The 18,314-nt window shown below is 58.7% G+C and carries 13 protein-coding genes; 1 reads left to right on the top strand and 12 read right to left on the bottom strand.

All coding sequences use genetic code 11. From position 1 onward, the window contains the following. Positions 1-24: 24 nt before the first annotated feature. From eno to rlmD, 5 genes are all read right to left on the bottom strand, one after another. Complete coding sequence (gene eno, locus ACR809_RS05085) at positions 25-1,323, bottom strand: phosphopyruvate hydratase (RefSeq protein WP_002915213.1); 1,299 nt, start codon at positions 1,321-1,323, stop codon at positions 25-27. Positions 1,324-1,404: 81 nt separating this feature from the next. Next, a complete protein-coding gene (gene pyrG, locus ACR809_RS05080) occupies positions 1,405-3,042 on the bottom strand; it encodes a glutamine hydrolyzing CTP synthase (RefSeq protein ID WP_004142808.1) in 1,638 nt (545 codons plus the stop codon). A 280-nt stretch (positions 3,043-3,322) separates the two neighbouring features. Next, a complete protein-coding gene (gene mazG, locus ACR809_RS05075) occupies positions 3,323-4,114 on the bottom strand; it encodes a nucleoside triphosphate pyrophosphohydrolase (RefSeq protein ID WP_002915215.1) in 792 nt (263 codons plus the stop codon). A 111-nt stretch (positions 4,115-4,225) separates the two neighbouring features. Next, a complete protein-coding gene (gene relA / locus ACR809_RS05070) occupies positions 4,226-6,463 on the bottom strand; it encodes a GTP diphosphokinase (RefSeq protein WP_002915217.1) in 2,238 nt (745 codons plus the stop codon). A gap of 121 nt (positions 6,464-6,584) precedes the next feature. Then, positions 6,585-7,889, bottom strand: a complete 1,305-nt coding sequence (gene rlmD / locus ACR809_RS05065) for a 23S rRNA (uracil(1939)-C(5))-methyltransferase RlmD (protein WP_002915220.1) — start codon at positions 7,887-7,889, stop codon at positions 6,585-6,587. A gap of 113 nt (positions 7,890-8,002) precedes the next feature. Here rlmD and barA point away from each other — a divergent pair, with 113 nt between their 5' ends. After that, positions 8,003-10,753, top strand: coding sequence for a two-component sensor histidine kinase BarA (gene barA, locus ACR809_RS05060; RefSeq protein WP_004151066.1), 2,751 nt, complete (start codon positions 8,003-8,005; stop codon positions 10,751-10,753). A gap of 157 nt (positions 10,754-10,910) precedes the next feature. Here the strand turns inward: barA and ACR809_RS05055 are convergent, their stop codons facing one another. From ACR809_RS05055 to ACR809_RS05025, 7 genes are all read right to left on the bottom strand, one after another. Next, on the bottom strand, positions 10,911-12,050 hold the full coding sequence (locus ACR809_RS05055; RefSeq protein WP_002915222.1) for a glycerate kinase: 1,140 nt from the start codon (positions 12,048-12,050) through the stop codon (positions 10,911-10,913). 72 nt (positions 12,051-12,122) lie between these two features. Further along, the gene (gene gudD / locus ACR809_RS05050; RefSeq protein ID WP_002915223.1) at positions 12,123-13,463 is read right to left on the bottom strand and encodes a glucarate dehydratase; all 1,341 of its coding nucleotides are present in this window, start codon (positions 13,461-13,463) and stop codon (positions 12,123-12,125) included. A gap of 17 nt (positions 13,464-13,480) precedes the next feature. Continuing rightward, a complete protein-coding gene (locus tag ACR809_RS05045) occupies positions 13,481-14,821 on the bottom strand; it encodes an enolase C-terminal domain-like protein (RefSeq protein ID WP_004185436.1) in 1,341 nt (446 codons plus the stop codon). A 2-nt stretch (positions 14,822-14,823) separates the two neighbouring features. Then, positions 14,824-16,176: an MFS transporter gene (locus ACR809_RS05040; RefSeq protein WP_002915225.1), complete on the bottom strand. Its 1,353-nt coding sequence runs from the start codon at positions 16,174-16,176 to the stop codon at positions 14,824-14,826. A gap of 471 nt (positions 16,177-16,647) precedes the next feature. Continuing rightward, positions 16,648-17,091, bottom strand: a complete 444-nt coding sequence (locus tag ACR809_RS05035) for a flavodoxin (protein WP_002915235.1) — start codon at positions 17,089-17,091, stop codon at positions 16,648-16,650. Between the two features lie 4 nt (positions 17,092-17,095). Then, a complete protein-coding gene (gene truC / locus ACR809_RS05030) occupies positions 17,096-17,890 on the bottom strand; it encodes a tRNA pseudouridine(65) synthase TruC (RefSeq protein ID WP_002915236.1) in 795 nt (264 codons plus the stop codon). Further along, entirely contained in the window at positions 17,890-18,219 is a 330-nt protein-coding gene (locus ACR809_RS05025; protein ID WP_002915249.1) for a YqcC family protein, read from the bottom strand. The genes truC and ACR809_RS05025 overlap by 1 nt, the downstream gene beginning before the upstream one ends. Between the last annotated feature and the right edge of the window lie 95 nt (positions 18,220-18,314).

Raw genomic sequence — 18,314 nt, 5'->3', positions numbered from 1 at the left:
CATGATTATTTCACAAGGACAGGATTAAGCCTGGCCTTTGATCTCTTTACGACCGTTGAACGGCGCTTGCTCACCCAGCGCTTCTTCGATACGAATCAGCTGGTTGTATTTAGCAACGCGGTCAGAACGGCTCATAGAACCAGTTTTGATCTGGCCTGCAGCGGTACCGACAGCCAGGTCGGCAATGGTAGCGTCTTCAGTTTCGCCAGAACGGTGAGAGATAACAGCGGTGTAGCCAGCGTCTTTCGCCATCTTGATAGCAGCCAGAGTTTCGGTCAGAGAACCGATCTGGTTGAACTTGATCAGGATGGAGTTAGCGATGCCTTTTTCGATGCCTTCTTTCAGGATCTTGGTGTTGGTTACGAACAGGTCGTCACCAACCAGCTGGATTTTGTCGCCCAGTACTTTGGTCTGGTAAGCGAAACCTTCCCAGTCAGATTCGTCCAGACCATCTTCGATGGAGACGATCGGGTACTGTTTGGTCAGCTCTTCCAGGAAGTGAGTGAACTCTTCAGAGGTGAATGCTTTGTTGCCTTCGCCAGCCAGAACGTATTTACCGTCTTTGTAGAATTCAGACGCCGCGCAGTCCATCGCCAGGGTGATGTCTTTGCCCAGCTCGTAGCCTGCAGCTTTAACCGCTTCAGCGATAACAGCCAGCGCTTCGGCGTTGGAACCCAGGTTCGGCGCGTAGCCGCCTTCGTCACCAACGGCAGTGTTCATGCCTTTGGACTTCAGCACTTTCGCCAGGTGATGGAACACTTCAGAACCCATGCGTACTGCTTCTTTCAGGGTCGGCGCGCCAACCGGCTGAATCATGAATTCCTGGATGTCGACGTTGTTGTCAGCGTGCTCACCGCCGTTGATGATGTTCATCATCGGAACCGGCATGGAGTATTTGCCCGGAGTGCCGTTCAGTTCAGCGATGTGCGCGTACAGCGGCAGGCCTTTGGACGCAGCAGCTGCTTTGGCGTTCGCCAGAGAAACGGCCAGGATAGCGTTCGCACCGAAGTTAGATTTGTTTTCAGTACCGTCCAGGTCGATCATGATCTTGTCGATGCCAGCCTGATCTTTAGCATCTTTGCCCAGGATTGCCTGAGCGATCGGGCCGTTTACCGCAGCAACAGCTTTGGTTACGCCTTTACCCAGGAAACGGGATTTGTCGCCATCGCGCAGTTCCAGCGCTTCGCGGGAACCAGTAGAAGCACCTGACGGAGCAGCTGCCATACCGACGAAACCACCTTCCAGGTGTACTTCGGCTTCAACAGTCGGGTTACCACGGGAGTCGATGATTTCACGACCGATGACTTTAACGATTTTGGACATTAGGTTTTCCTCAGTACAAGTTAAACTAAAACTCCAGACAAACAATGCACCCGGATGGGTGCATTGCCGTTCAAACTCTTTTTACTTCGCCTGGCGTTTCTGGTACTCGCTCGCGGCTTTCACAAAGCCGGCAAACAGCGGGTGTCCATCACGCGGCGTCGAAGTAAACTCCGGGTGGAACTGGCAGGCCACAAACCACGGATGGTTCGGCACTTCGATGATCTCGACCAACTGATCATCCCCGGAACGGCCCGCAACGCGCAGACCGGCAGCTTCAATCGGTTTCAACAACATGTTGTTGACTTCGTAGCGGTGACGATGACGCTCGGTGATGGTCGGCTCGCCGTAAAGCTGGCGTACCAGAGAATCATCACTCAGCTGGCACTGCTGCGCGCCCAGGCGCATGGTGCCGCCCAGATCGCTCTTCTCAGAGCGGACTTCAACGTTGCCATCTTCGTCACGCCATTCGGTAATCAGGGCCACGACCGGGTATTTACAGTCTGGCACAAATTCCGTCGAGTTGGCGTTTTCCATACCCGCTACGTTACGCGCGAACTCAATCAGCGCAACCTGCATACCCAGGCAAATGCCCAGATAAGGAATATTGTTTTCACGCGCATAGCGCGCGGTGGCGATCTTGCCTTCAACGCCGCGGTAGCCGAAGCCGCCCGGGATCAGGATAGCGTCTAAATCCTTGAGGATTTCGACGCCGCGCGTTTCCACATCCTGCGAATCGATCAGCTTGATGTTGACGGTAACGCGATTTTTCAGACCGCCGTGTTTCAGCGCTTCAATCACCGACTTGTAGGCATCCGGCAGTTCAATGTACTTACCGACCATACCGATGGTGACTTCGCCTGCCGGATTAGCTTCTTCATAGATTACCTGTTCCCATTCGGCCAGGTTTGCTTCCGGACAAGTTAAGCTGAATCGTTTACAAATATAATCGTCCAGCCCCTGAGATTTCAACAGGCCCGGAATTTTATAAATGGAATCGACGTCTTTCAGAGAAATCACAGCCTTTTCCGGAACGTTACAGAACAAAGCAATTTTGGCTCGTTCGTTGGCCGGAACCGCGCGATCGGAGCGGCAGATCAGAATATCAGGCTGAATACCGATGGAGAGCAGCTCTTTCACGGAGTGCTGGGTCGGCTTGGTTTTGACTTCGCCCGCGGCGGCCATGTACGGCACCAGAGTCAGGTGCATGAACAGGGTATGCTCGCGGCCGATCTCTACCGCCATCTGACGAATCGCTTCGAGGAACGGCAGGGATTCGATATCGCCTACGGTACCGCCGATTTCCACCAGCACGACGTCATGGCCTTCGCCGCCCGCCAGTACGCGCTCTTTGATAGCGTTGGTGATGTGTGGGATAACCTGAACGGTCGCGCCCAGGTAGTCGCCACGGCGCTCTTTGCGCAGCACGTCGGAGTAGATACGGCCGGTGGTGAAGTTATTGCGGCGCGTCATCTTGGTGCGGATAAAACGCTCATAGTGGCCCAGGTCCAGATCGGTTTCTGCGCCGTCTTCAGTAACGAACACTTCCCCATGCTGGATTGGGCTCATGGTGCCCGGATCGACGTTGATATACGGATCCAGTTTCATGATGGTCACGTTGAGACCACGGGCTTCAAGAATGGCTGCCAGGGAGGCTGCGGCAATGCCTTTACCCAGAGAGGATACGACCCCGCCGGTCACAAAAATATAGTTCGTTGTCATGCTGAACCTGAGAAGTTAGGGTAAAACGATGGAATAACCAGGACGGGAAAGTAGTATACCCGAACATGCGTGACGCCACAAACTTTCATTCTTCCCCTCCCCTTCGTTCTTCAAGTTGCACCTGTGTTGCGACTCGAACAACTCGAAGAGGCAGGCTACATGGTGTTTCAACGACATAACGGAAAGAGAAAATAGACGCTTTTGGCGAAATGTTTTTGACGTAAATCAAGCGCTTGTTATTTATAAAATCACACAAATCGCGCTTGATCACGAAAATCCGTTAGAGATCAGTTTCCTGGCGTTTTACTTCCTGCCACACTTCTTCCATGGTATCGAGGTCGACGCCGGTCATTTCCAGGCCTCGGGCGGCGACAATACGCTCGACCTCGCGGAAACGACGCTCAAACTTGAGGTTTGCTTTCTGCAGCGCCACCTCGGCTTTGACGCCCAAATGACGGGATAAATTCACCGTGGCAAACAGCAGATCGCCCACTTCCTCTTCCAGTTTTGCTTCATCCACCACCGCCTGCTGCGCTTCATGCATCACTTCATCAATTTCTTCATGCACTTTGTCGAGCACCGGGCCCAGCGAGGTCCAGTCGAAACCCACTGCCGAGCAGCGGCGCTGGATTTTATGCGCGCGCATCAGCGCCGGCAGGCTATGGGGAATATCGTCCAGTGCCGAATGCTGGGCTTTTTCCGCCCGCTCCGCGCTTTTGATTTGCTCCCAGCGGGCCAGGACTTCCGTGCTATTGCCCGCCGATGCCTCGCCGAAGATATGCGGGTGGCGACGCTCCAGCTTGTCGCTGATGGCGGCGCAGATATCGTCAAAGTTAAAGCGTCCCTCTTCCTGCGCCATTTGCGCATAGAACACCACCTGGAACAGCAGATCGCCCAGCTCACCGCGCAGATCGTCAAAATCTTCCCGCTGGATAGCATCGAGGACCTCGTAGGTCTCCTCAAGGGTGTAAGGGGCGATAGTGGCAAAGGTCTGCTCTTTATCCCATGGGCAGCCGTTTTCCGGGTCGCGCAGGCGGCGCATGATGCCGAGCAAGCGGTCAATTTGAGTCATGTGACAATCCTGGAAATTTAAAAAATAGTCGGCCGGATAAGGCGTTTAGACCTTATCCGACGTTGCGAAATTGCCGGATGGCGGCTTCGCCTTATCCGGCCTACAGACGAATTAACCGCCGTGCAGACGGCGCGCGTCGATCACATCCGGCACCTGGTTGAGCTTACCGAGCACCCGGCCCAGCACCTGCAGGTTGTAAATCTCGATGGTCATATCGATGGTTGCCAGCTGCTGACGGGTATCGCTGCGGCTGGCGACGCCCAGCACGTTCACCTTCTCATTGGCGAGGATGGTAGTGATATCGCGCAGTAAACCGCTGCGATCGTTCGCCTCCACCCTGACCACCAGCGAGTAGCCCGCCGAGTAGCTTTCGCCCCATACCGCATCGACGATGCGCTCCGGGGCATGCGACTGCAGTTCTGCCAGCTGATCGCAGTCCGCGCGATGCACGGAGATCCCGCGCCCCTGGGTGATAAAGCCGACGATCTCGTCGCCCGGGATTGGCTGGCAGCAGCGGGCAATATGGTGCATCAGGTTGCCTACCCCTTCCACCACTACCCGGCCATTGTCCTTGGTGCGATTTTGCGGCGTGTAGGTTTTCTGCTGCAGTTGCTTCAGCGCGGCCGCATCCTGCTCGGCGGCGCTAGGTTTATTGAACTGCGCCTGCAGGAAGTTGACCATCTGGTTGAGACGGATATCGCCACCGCCGATGGCGGCCAGCAGTTCATCGAGCTCGTTGAAGTTATAGCGCGGCAGCAGGTGCTTTTCCGCATCCTTCAGGCTGATGCCCAAATGCTCCAGCTCGTCGTCGAGGATCTGCCGACCGGCGAGAATGTTCTTGTCGCGATCCTGCTTACGGAACCAGGCGTGGATCTTCGAGCGTCCGCGGCTGGTGGTCACATAGCCGAGGTTAGGGTTCAGCCAGTCACGGCTCGGGTTCGGCTGCTTCTGGGTAATAATTTCGATCTGATCGCCCATCTGCAGCTGGTAGGTGAATGGCACGATGCGGCCGCCAATTTTGGCGCCGATGCAGCGATGGCCGACATCGCTGTGAATATGATAGGCAAAGTCGAGCGGCGTCGACCCCGCAGGCAGGTCCACCACGTCGCCTTTCGGCGTAAAGACATACACCCGGTCGTCGAAGACCTGGCTGCGCACTTCATCGAGCATCTCGCCGGAGTCGGCCATCTCTTCCTGCCAGGCAATCAGCTTACGCAGCCAGGCGATACGGTCTTCATAGCCGCGGCCGCCGCTGGTGCCGGCTCCCGCGCCCTCTTTGTACTTCCAGTGCGCGGCCACGCCCAGCTCGGCGTCTTCATGCATCTGCCGGGTGCGGATCTGAATTTCCACCGTCTTGCCGCTCGGCCCCAGCACCACGGTATGGATAGACTGGTAACCGTTGGGTTTCGGGTTGGCCACGTAGTCGTCGAATTCATCCGGCAGATGGCGGTAGTGAGTATGGACGATCCCCAGCGCGGCATAGCAATCCTGCAAACGCTCAGCCACAATACGCACCGCGCGAACGTCAAACAGCTCGTCGAAAGCGAGGTGTTTTTTCTGCATTTTGCGCCAGATACTGTAGATATGCTTCGGCCGGCCATAGACTTCCGCCTTGACGCCTTCGGCTTTCATCTCTGAGCGCAGGTGGCCGACAAACTCTTCGATGTAATGCTCGCGGTCGATACGGCGCTCGTGGAGCAGTTTGGCAATGCGCTTGTATTCCGCCGGGTGCAGATAGCGGAAGCAGTAATCTTCCAGCTCCCACTTCAGCTGGCCGATACCTAAGCGGTTCGCCAGGGGAGCATAGATATTGGTGCACTCTTTCGCCGCAAGAACGCGCTCATCTTCCGGCGCGTCCTTGACCTCGCGCAGATGCGCGATACGCTCAGCAAGTTTGATGACCACGCAGCGGAAATCGTCAACCATCGCCAGCAGCATACGGCGAATGTTATCCACCTGCTCGGAAGAGACCGAGTCGGTATGGGTAGCCTTCAGCTGGCGGATAGCGGCCATGTCCCGCACCCCGTGAATCAGGGTCACGACCGATTTACCTACGCTCTCCTGCATCACCTCTTCGCTGACAACTTCGCCGTCGGCCAGCGGGAACAGCAGCGCCGCGCGCAGCGTATCGATGTCCATACTTAGGGTGGAGAGGATCTCCACCATTTCGACGCCCCGCCACAGCAGCAGGTCCGCCTGCGGGTGTCCTTGCGTTTTTTCGCGACAATAATCCCAGGTTTCGGCTAAGCGCTCACACGACTGCTGGCTGGAAATTCCCAGACTCGCGATCCATTTCTTCGGGTCAAATTCACCAGCTTTATTAAGATGTGCACTTCTTACCGCAACCATTGTCCTCTCCTTAAGGGACCGGCCTGCCGAAGTCGGCAAGCCTCAACTTTCTACATGTCATCCTGCAGGTCGCGTCAGCATTCATGGCCAGGGTGGCTCTTCTGCGACGTTGTGAATGACCTTATGTAAGCCTGCGCTCAAACAACACCATTGATTCCAGATGGCCGGTATGCGGGAACATATCCAGCATCGCCAGGCGTTGAATCTGATATCCAGCCTGCAACAGGGTTTCGCTGTCTCGCGCCAGCGTCGCCGGGTTGCAGGAAACATACACCACCCGCCGCGGTGCCAGTTTTATTATATGCGGCATCACGCCCGGCGCGCCGGCGCGGGCCGGGTCCAGCAGCACTTTATCAAAGCCGTGCTTCGCCCAGGCCTGACGGGTGACGTCTTCTTCCAGATTTTCATGGAAGAAAGTGACATTTGATAAACCATTGCGGGCGGCGTTTTCCCGCCCCTTCTCCACCAGCGCCGGCACCCCTTCCACGCCCACCACATGGGCGGCGCGTGTCGCCAGCGGCAGGGTAAAGTTGCCCATCCCGCAGAACAGATCCAGCACCCGGTCCTCTGGCCGCAGATCCAGCCACTCCAGTGCGGTACGCACCATCTGCTGATTTACGCCGTCGTTGACCTGGATAAAATCCCGCGGGCTGAACACTAAGCGTAGTCCGTCTGAGGTATACCATGGCGCTTCGCCATGAATATGCTCCAGTATCTCGCTTTGTGGCGCGAGGTACAGGGAAAGACCGTGAGTTTGCGAAAAGCGTTCCAGTTTTTCCCTGTCTGTCGCCGGCAGGGCTGCGGTATGGCGCAGCACCATCAGCGGGCCATTGTCCGCCTGCACCAGCTCGACGTGGCCGAGATGGCGTAATGCGCTCAGCGCGCTTAAGCACTCACGCACGGCGGGCAGCAATGCCTCAAGTTGGGGCACCAAAACAGGGCACTGCACCACATCGACGATCGCTTTGGCGTTGGCCTGGCGAAAACCCATCTGCAATTGTTGGGTCTTCGGCTGATAATTCAAGCTCAAGCGTGCGCGACGGCGGTAGCCCCACGGCGCGCCGGCGATGACGTCATCTACCTCGCGCTTCATCAGTCGCCCCAGCGCGGCGCGTTTACTTTGCTGCTGAAGCGGAACGCTGGCATGTTGTTGTTGGCATCCGCCGCAGACGCCAAAATGGGGGCAGCGCGGCGCCTGGCGCTGCGGGCTGTCGGTCAGTCGGCGTTTCACCTCGGCGCGGGCGTACTGTTTTTTATCTTCCACCAGCGCCACCTCGGCCTGCTCGTGGGGCAGCACGCCGCTCACGAACAGCGCCTTCCCCTGGTGGCGGGCAACACCCTGACCAAAGGGATCGAGGTCGTTGACTGTAACGGTTATGATCTGGCGCGTCGTCACACGCCGTTTTGCAGAGTAGAATTGCGCCATCGTAGAGAGTTGTCTCAATCAAATAAAACGAGCTCGTTCAGAGCGGCAGCGCCGCGAGGCGCAGCGAAGCTGCACAGAACGATGATGTCTATATTCTCCCATAATGGAACCGCATGACCAACTACAGCCTGCGTGCTCGCATGATGATTCTGATTCTGGCGCCAACCGTCCTGATAGGACTGTTGCTCAGTATTTTCTTTGTCGCTCATCGTTATAACGACCTGCAACGCCAGCTGGAGGACGCTGGCGCCAGTATTATCGAACCGCTGGCGGTCTCCAGCGAATATGGCATGAACTTGCAAAACCGCGAATCCATCGGCCAGCTGATCAGCGTTCTGCATCGTCGCCACTCGGAGATCGTGCGGGCCATCTCGGTGTACGATTCGCATAACCGCTTATTTGTCACCTCCAATTACCAGCTCAATCCCAGCGAACTGCAGATCCCGAAAGGCGAGGCATTCCCCCGTCACCTCAGCGTCATCCGCGATGGCGACATGATGATCCTGCGCACGCCTATTGTCTCGGAAAGCTATTCTCCGGATGAATCACCCGAATCTGACGCTAAAATGCCGGGCAATATGCTGGGCTACGTCGCCCTGGAGCTGGATCTAAAATCGGTTCGCCTCCAGCAGTACAAAGAGATTTTTATCTCCAGCGTAATGATGCTGTTCTGTATCGGCATCGCGTTAATCTTCGGCTGGAGGCTGATGCGCGACGTCACCGGGCCAATCCGCAATATGGTTAACACTGTCGACCGCATCCGCCGCGGACAGCTGGACAGCCGGGTCGAAGGCTTTATGCTCGGCGAACTGGATATGCTGAAAAACGGCATTAACTCGATGGCCATGTCGCTGGCGGCATACCACGAAGAGATGCAACACAACGTCGACCAGGCGACCTCCGATCTACGGGAAACGCTTGAGCAGATGGAGATCCAGAACGTCGAGCTGGACCTGGCGAAAAAGCGCGCCCAGGAGGCGGCGCGCATTAAGTCTGAGTTCCTGGCCAATATGTCTCACGAGCTGCGCACCCCGCTCAATGGGGTGATCGGCTTTACCCGCCTGACGCTGAAAACCGATCTCAACGCTACGCAGCGCGACCACCTGACCACCATCGAACGTTCGGCCAACAATCTGCTGGCGATCATCAATGACGTGCTCGACTTTTCCAAGCTGGAAGCCGGGAAGCTGATCCTGGAGAGCATTCCGTTCCTGCTGCGCACTTCGCTTGATGAAGTGGTCACCCTGCTGGCGCATTCCGCGCATGATAAAGGGCTGGAGCTGACGCTGAATATTAAGAACAATGTACCGGACAACGTTATCGGCGACCCGCTGCGTCTGCAGCAGATTGTGACCAACCTCGTGGGCAACGCCATCAAATTTACCGAGCACGGCAATATCGACGTACTGGTGGAGCAGCGGGCCATCAGTAATTCCCGGGTACAGATCGAAATTCAGATCCACGATACCGGTATCGGCATCCCCGAGCGCGACCAGTCCCGGCTATTCCAGGCCTTCCGTCAGGCCGATGCCAGTATTTCACGCCGCCACGGCGGCACCGGGCTCGGGCTGGTGATCACTCAGCGTCTGGTCAAAGAGATGGGCGGGGATATTTCGTTCCACAGCCAGCCGAACCGCGGCTCCACCTTCTGGTTCCATATCAGCCTCGATCTCAACCCGAACGCCATTCCGGATACGCTGAACACCGACGGGCTTGTCGGCAAACGTCTGGCCTATGTGGAAGCCAACGCGACGGCGGCGCAGTGTACCCTGGAGATGCTGGCCGCTACGCCGCTGGAGGTTATCTATAGCCCTACCTTCTCCTCGCTGGCGGAAGCGCAGTATGACATTCTGCTGGTCGGTATCCCGGTTTCAATGCGCGATTTGTCGCCGCATCGGGAAAAATTAGCCAAAGCCTGCGCGATGTCCGATAACGTACTGCTGGCCCTGCCGTGCCATGCCCAGGTCAGCGCCGAAGCCCTGAAGCGCGACGGCGTTGCCGCCTGCCTGTTAAAGCCGCTCACCACCACCCGTCTGCTACCGGCGCTGGTGGCTACCAGCCACGCGCTTGCCTCCGCGCCGCTGATGCAGATCGACAGTCATAAGTTGCCAATGACGGTAATGGCCGTCGACGACAACCCGGCTAACCTGAAGCTGATTGGCGCCCTGCTGGATGATCTTGTGCAGCAGGTGATCCTCTGCGACAGCGGCCAGCAGGCGGTGGACAAGGCCAAGCAGCTGCAGATGGATCTGATCCTGATGGATATTCAAATGCCGGATATGGACGGCATCCGCGCCTGTGAGCTTATCCATCACCTGTCCCATCATCAGCAAACCCCGGTTATTGCGGTCACCGCGCACGCCCTGGAGGGCCAGCGTGAGAAATTACTGAGCGCCGGCATGAACGACTATCTGGCGAAGCCAATCGAAGAAGAGAAACTGCACGCACTGCTGTTGCGCTATCAGCCCGGCCTGCACAGCGTCGTTCCGGCGTCGCTACCGCCCGCAGAGCCGATCGTCGATCATAATCAAACGCTCGACTGGCAGCTGGCGCTGCGCCAGGCGGCCATGAAGCCGGACCTGGCGCGGGAGATGCTGCAAATGCTGATCGCCTTTATGCCGGAGGTGCGTAACAAAGTTGAGGAGCAGCTGGTGGGCGAGCAGCCGGAAGGGCTGGTGGATCTGATCCATAAACTGCACGGCAGCTGCAGCTATAGCGGCGTGCCGCGGCTGAAAAAGCTGTGCCATACCCTGGAAAGTCAGCTGCGGGCAGGCACCGCCGCCGAGGATCTGGAGCCGGAGCTGCTTGAGCTGTTAGATGAGATGGATAATGTGGCCCGCGAAGCGTGCCGGATGGGGGTGTAAACCCCGGATAGCGGCGCTACGCGCCTCATCCGGCCTACGCCCTACAGTCCGGTATTCGGTTGGTAGCCCCGGTAAGCGTAAGCGCCACCGGGGATGGTTCCCGGATCGCGGTGCTACGCACCTTATCCGGACTACAAATACCACTGCGCCAGCCGGGTTACCGCCTGTCGCCCATCTGCAAAACCGCGGCTACGTTACGCGCCGTCATTCGCAGGTTGGCGGCGGCATTGGCCAACGCTTCATCAAGGGTACAGATGGTATACAACACGCTGAATACCGCATCCAGCCCGTGCTGATGCACGACGCCAACATCGGCGGTAAGACTGCCGGCAATCCCGATCACCGGGACGTTAAAACGCTTCGCCACCCTCGCCACCCCCACCGGCACTTTGCCGTGGATCGTCTGGCTATCGATACGCCCTTCGCCGGTGATCACTAAATCGGCATCCGCCACCCGCTCAGCCAGCTGTAGCGCATCGGTGACAATCTCAATGCCCGGACGCAACTGAGCACCACAGAACGCATACAGCGCCGCACCCATGCCGCCCGCCGCGCCGCCGCCCTCAAGGCTCAGCACGTCGATATCTAAATCGCGGGCGATAATCCGGGCATAGTGCCGTAGGCCGCTATCGAGCCGGTCGATCATCTGCGCCGTCGCCCCTTTTTGCGGGCCGAACACCGCGCTGGCGCCCTGCGGGCCGGTCAACGGGTTGGTGACGTCGCAGGCAACGTCAATCCGGCAATCTGCCAGACGCGAATCGAGTTCGCTGAGATCGATTCGCGCCAGCGTCTCCAGCGCGCCGCCCCCGGAGGCAATTTGCTGGCCCTCGGCGGTCAGCAGTTTCGCCCCCAGCGCCTGCGCCATCCCGGCGCCGCCGTCATTGGTCGCACTGCCGCCAATACCAATAATGATCTGTCTTACCCCGGCGTCCAGCGCATGGCGGATAAGCTCCCCGGTACCCCAGGAAGTGGTCAGCAGCGGGTTACGCTGCGCCGGCGGGACGCTCTCCAGGCCGCTGGCCGCCGCCATTTCGATAAAGGCGCACTGGCGATCGCCGGACAGCCCGTAAAATGCCTCAACCGGCTCGCCCAGCGGCCCGGTGACCGTCAGCGGAACCAGAAGCCCGCCGGTCGCCGCCACCATGGCTTCCACCGTCCCTTCCCCACCATCGGCAACCGGCAGCTTGACGTACTCGGCGTCAGGATAAATCTCGCGAAAGCCTTGCTCTATCGCACTGGCCACTTCCAGCGCGCTCAGGCTCTCCTTCCAGGAATCCGGTGCGATCACTATTTTCATCTGCTGTCCTTACTCTGAGCCAACCCCTGGCGCTGTCGCGCAATGCCGGCCCCCGCAGAGGCCGGCGGACTTTTAGCGCACCATGCATGGACGCTTGTTGTCAAAGGTCCAGCCCGGGATCAGATACTGCATCGCCATCGCATCGTCGCGGGCGCCAAGACCATGTTTCTTATATAGCTCATTTGCCTGCATCACGCGGTCCATATCCAGCTCAACCCCCAGGCCCGGGGTACTCGGTACCTGCACCATGCCGCCTTTGATTTCAAAAGGTTGTTTGGTCAGACGCTGGTTGCCCTCCTGCCAGATCCAGTGGGTATCGATAGCGGTGATCTTGCCCGGCGCCGCTGCCGCGACGTGGGTGAACATCGCCAGCGACACGTCGAAGTGATTATTAGAGTGCGAACCCCAGGTCAGACCGAACTCATGGCACATCTGCGCTACGCGCACCGACCCCTGCATGGTCCAGAAGTGCGGGTCCGCCAGCGGGATATCCACCGATTGTAGCGACAGCGTATGGCCCATCTGCCGCCAGTCGGTGGCGATCATATTGGTGGCGGTCGGCAGGCCCGTCGCGCGGCGGAACTCGGCCATCACTTCGCGGCCGGAGAAGCCCTGTTCGGCGCCGCACGGATCTTCCGCATAGGCCAGCACACCCTTCAGCTGTTTACCAATCTGAATGGCCTCCTCAAGCAGCCAGGCGCCATTCGGGTCGAGAGTGACGCGAGCATTCGGGAAGCGCTTCGCCAGGGCGCTGATCGCTTCGGCTTCTTCAAAACCGGCCAGCACGCCGCCCTTCAGCTTAAAGTCGTTGAAACCATATTTTTCATACGCCGCTTCCGCCAGGCGGACCACCGCATCCGGCGTCATCGCCTCTTCATGGCGCAGGCGATACCACTCGCACTGCTCATCCGGCTGGCTCTGATAGGCCAGCGGCGTCGCATGGCGATTACCGACAAAGAACAGATAGCCCAGCATTTCGACTTCGCTGCGCTGCTGGCCATCGCCTAGCAGCGAGGCGACGTTGACCCCAAGGTGCTGGCCCAGCAGATCCAGCAACGCCGCTTCGATGCCGGTCACCACGTGAATGGTGGTGCGCAGGTCAAAGGTCTGCAGGCCGCGGCCCCCGGCGTCGCGGTCGGCAAACTGATTGCGCACCGCGCCCAGCACGTTTTTATACTCGCCCAGCGTTTTGCCCACCACCAGCGGAATGGCATCCTCCAGGGTCTGGCGAATTTTTTCACCGCCCGGGATTTCACCGACGCCGGTATGGCCGGCGTTATCTTTGATAATTACGATATTGCGGGTGAAGTACGGGGCGTGCGCGCCGCTCAGGTTCATCAGCATGCTGTCATGGCCGGCAACCGGGATCACCTGCATGGTGGTGACAACGGGCGTTGAAGAGAAAGTCGTCATAGCATCATCCTTTTTAATTAGTGGCGGCCGAAAACGGGACGTTTGCGGTCGAATGTCCAGCCGGGGATCAGGTACTGCATCGGGCCCGCGTCGTTGCGCGCGCCGCCCGGCAGCGCTTTATAGGCCTCATGGGCTCTGCGCACCTGCTCCCAGTCAAGTTCCACGCCGAGTCCCGGCGCGTCTGGCACGGCAATGCTGCCGTTAATAATCTGCAGCGGATTTTTGGTCAGGCGCGCGTCGCCCTCCTGCCAGATCCAGTGGGTATCGATGGCGGTGGGGTTGCCCGGCGCGGCGGCGCCGACGTGGGTAAACATCGCCAGGGAAATATCAAAGTGGTTGTTGGAATGGCAGCCCCAGGTGAGCCCCCAGTCGTCGCACAGCTGCGCCACCCGCACCGCGCCGGAGAGCGTCCAGAAGTGCGGGTCCGCCAGCGGGATATCGACGGCGTTGAGCATCACCGCATGGCCCATTTCGCGCCAGTTAGTGGCTATCATATTGGTGGCGACCGGCAGCCCGGTGGCGCGGCGGAACTCGGCCATCACCTCCCGGCCGGAGAAACCCTGCTCGGCGCCGCACGGATCTTCGGCGTAGGTCAGAACATCCTGCAGCCCTTTACACAGCGCGATGGCCTCATCCAGCAGCCAGGCGCCGTTAGGGTCGACGGTGATGCGCGCATCCGGGAAACGCTTTTTCAGCGCCCGCGCGGTGTCGATCTCCTGCTCGCCGGGCAGCACGCCGCCTTTGAGCTTAAAGTCTTTGAAACCGTAGCGATCCTGGGCGGCTTCCGCCAGACGCACTACCGCCTCGCTGCTCAACGCCTGCTGGTGGCGCAGGCGGTACCATTCGTGATCGCCCGGCGTATGGTCCAGATAACCAAGGTCGGTTTTCTGCCGATCGCCGATATAGAACAGGTAGCCCAGCACGGTGACGGCATCACGCTGCTTACCCGGGCCCAGCAGCTCGCAGACCGGCACATTAAGCACCTGGCCGAGCAGGTCCAGCAGCGCCGCTTCCAGCGCCGCCACCGCGTTAACCTTCAGTTCGAAGGTCCACGCCCCTTTGCCGAAGGTGTCGAAATCCGCCGCCTGATTGCCTTTGTGCACCTGCTGCACCACGCGATTGAGTCGGGCGACCTCCTGGCCCACCACCTGCGGGATCGCCGCCAGCAGCGTCTGGTAGATGACCTCTCCGCCGGGCGCTTCGCCGACGCCGGTATGGCCGGCGTTATCGGTTAACACCACGATATTGCGGGTAAACCAGGCGTTATGCGCTCCGCCGATGTTCAGCAGCATGCTGTCGTGCCCGGCCACCGGAATGACCTTCATCTCTGTGATAATCGGGCTGGATTGAGTAGTCATGATTAACGTCCCGCTACAGGTTTCAGTTCGATACGTTTGATATCGCCCACCAGCACCAGGTAGCTCAGCACTGCCACCAGGGCATGGATACCGACGTAGATCAGCGCGCCGTTGAACGAGCCGGTGGTGCCGACGATATAGCCGATGGCGATCGGGGTGACGATGCCGGAGATATTGCCGAACATATTGAACAGACCGCCGGAGAGACCGCTAATCTCTTTCGGCGCGGTATCCGCCATCACCGCCCAGCCGAGGGCGCCGATCCCTTTGCCGAAGAAGGCCATTGCCATAAAGCCGATCACCATCCACTCCACGTTGACATAGTTACACATCAGCATGGTCATGGAGAGCAGCATCCCCAGCACAATCGGCGTTTTACGCGCAATGTTCAGCGAGCCGGTGCGGCGCATTAACCAGTCGGAGATCACCCCGCCCAGCACCCCGCCGACAAAGCCGCACACCGCCGGAATGGAGGCGACAAAGCCGGCTTTGAGGATCGACATGCCGCGCGCCTGCACCAGATAAACCGGGAACCATGTGATAAAGAAGTAGGTTAAGGCGTTGATGCAGTACTGACCGATATAGATGCCGATCATCATCCGCGAGCCGATCAGTTGCTTGATCTGCCCCATTTTGACGCTAAACGGCACTTTCTGCGCGCTGCTCTTCTGATCCATGTTGATCAGCGCCCCGCCTTCGGCGATATAGTCCAGCTCTTTCTGGTTCACGCCCGGGTGGTTGTTCGGATCGTGGATCACTTTCAGCCACACAAAGCTGATCACAATCCCCAGCCCGCCCATAAAGAAGAACACATGCGACCAACCCACCTCATGCGTCAGCCAGCCCATGATCGGCGCGAAAATAACGGTGGCAAAGTACTGGGCGGAGTTAAAAATCGATACCGCTGTCCCCCTCTCCTGCGCCGGGAACCAGGCGGCGACGATCCGGCTGTTGCCGGGGAATGACGGCGACTCGGCAAGTCCGACGAGGAAGCGCAGGGTAAACAGCGCAACGATAATGCCAAAGCCGCTGAAGATATCGACGAAGCCCTGCAGCAGGGTAAACATCGACCAGATGAAGATCGACCAGAAATAGACGCGCTTCGAGCCGAAGCGGTCGAGCAGCCAGCCGCCCGGGATCTGGCCGATGACATAAGCCCATGAGAAGGCGGAGAACACATACCCCATCCCCACCGGATCAAGGCCGATATCCCTGGCCATTTCCGAACCGGCGATCGACAGCGTCGCCCGGTCGCCATAATTAAAAGAGGTGACGATAAACAGCATCACCACTATCCAGTAGCGGGCGTTGGTGCGCTTTTCAGCCGCCGTCGCCGCCTGACTTAATGAACTCATTGTTGTACTCCTGAATCATAGCGTTTAGCTACGTTCATTCTGAACAGCACAACCTGTAGGGTAATCAGAATGACGTGGTCGTGTTTTGATAGTTGTCGTTATATCTGGCACTGCATTTATCACTGGCTGGAGCAGTATATGAAGAGGCACACCGCGGCTCACCGTGCATCCACACAGCTTTTACGCCGCTATTGCAGGTGGTTTGTGGCGAATGCCTGAAAGAATGGGGGGAAGTTCACGGAAATGAAAAGCCAGCGCCGCTGGCGCCGCATAGCGCAGCAAAAAGGGCCGGAGTGTGAAATACCTCACTTGACCCGGTGAAACTGGCTGGCTTAAGCCATGATATTGTTAAGGATATTGTGGCGTTTGCCTAAAGGCGTGGCGCCTGGAAAGCGCTACTATTTTGACGTCCGCGTATCTGGCCGCGACGTATTGAAAGAGCGCCCTCTGCGTAGGGAGAGGGCAGCGCTTTTATGCGAGCAGGGTGGCCCACTGCTCAACCCACGGATTGGAGACGCTCTCCGGCTCCGGGTCTTCGCTGGCGTCAATCTTCAGCATCTCGCCGATGCGCTTCGCGCCCTGCTCCTGCAGCAGCTGATCGAACTTCAGGCCGCCGCCGCAAAAGTTGGCATAGGTGCTGTCGCCGAGCGCGATAATGCCGTACCGCAGGTGAGGCTGATACATATCTTTGATGCCCTCATACAGCGGGACGATGCTGTCCGGCAGATCGCCCTGCCCGGTGGTGGAGGTGACCACCAGCACATACTTACCCGTGTAGGATTCCCAGTCGTTGACCTGCGGATCCTCATACACGGTAGCCTTGTGTCCCAGTCCGCTGAGGATCGCTTCCGCTTCTTCCGCGACCAGCAGCGAGTTGCCGTACATGGTGCCGACAAAAATTCCGACTTCCGCCATGCTATTATCTCCCTGGATTGACCTTATTCTCTTCATCCTGACCGCTGTCGTCGGCAAACTCAACCCTTTCATTTAGCGGGAGAAGCCCGCGCCAGCCAAACTGCGACAGCGCGCGCATCCAGACGTCGTCAAAACCGGCGCGCAGGGTCAGCGGCTCGCCGGTAAAAGGATGGGTTAACGACAGCTCGCTGGCGTGCAGCATCAAGCGGTGACAGCCGAAATGTTCCGCGGCGCTGCGGTTTTGCCGCAGATCGCCGTGCTTGCTGTCGCCGAGGATCGGATGACGGAGGTGGGCCAGATGACGGCGCAGCTGGTGCTTGCGGCCGGTTTTCGGCTCCAGTTCCACCAGCCCATAGCGCGAGGTGGGATAGCGCCCAGTCGCCACTGGCATCTCCACTGTCGCCAGACCGCGGTAGTGGGTTACCGCTGGCTGCGGCCCTTTATCTTCGCGGGCGAACTTATCGGCGATTCTATCCAGCTCCTCCACCAGCGGGTAATCCAGCAGCGCCTCTTCCATCAGCCAGCCGCGGACGATCGCATGGTAGCGCTTCCGGATCTGGTGCTGCTCGAACTGTTGCGCCAGCAGCCGGCCCGCCTCGCTCGACAATCCCATCAGCAGCACGCCGGAGGTGGGCCGGTCGAGACGATGAGCGGTAAAAACGTGCTGACCAATCTGGTCGCGCACGGTCTGCATCACCACCACTTTCTCGTCGCGATCGAGCCAGCTGCGATGCACCAGCCAGCCCGAGGGTTTGTTGACCGCCACCAGCCAGTCGTCCTGGTAGATAATCTCCAGCATCAGGCCTGCTCACCGGCAAACAGCGCGTCTAACAGCAGAAGTTCCGCCAGCATGGATTCGCGGACCGGGTGGGCCTGATCCAGAGCCATTTCGTAATAAGGCGCAACGGCAAAATTTTGCGGCAGCGGCTGGCCGCTCTCCAGCAGCTGGTGCATACGCGGGATCAGGACCCACTGCAGCCACTCCAGCGGCTCCAGGGTATCCAGGCAAAACGGCTTATCGCTGGCGAAGGCGCTGCTGTCCGGCGCCGTCTCCTGCCAGTGCTCCGTTTCGCGCAGCAGGGCTTCAATGGCGCGCAGGCGATCGCGCACGCTATCGTGAAGAGTCATGGGGAAACCTCGATGAGTAAAAAACCGGGCGCAGGATAGCAAATCCGCAGGAGAAATAAAAAAAGGGAGCACTGTATAAACAGTGCTCCCGGTTC

The sequence above is a fragment of the Klebsiella sp. CD33 genome, assembly GCF_051992865.1.
In the GTDB taxonomy this organism is placed as follows: Bacteria; Pseudomonadota; Gammaproteobacteria; order Enterobacterales; family Enterobacteriaceae; genus Klebsiella; species Klebsiella pneumoniae.
The sequence above is the reverse complement of the archived record's forward strand: the minus strand, read 5'-3'. Positions and strand labels throughout refer to the sequence as shown.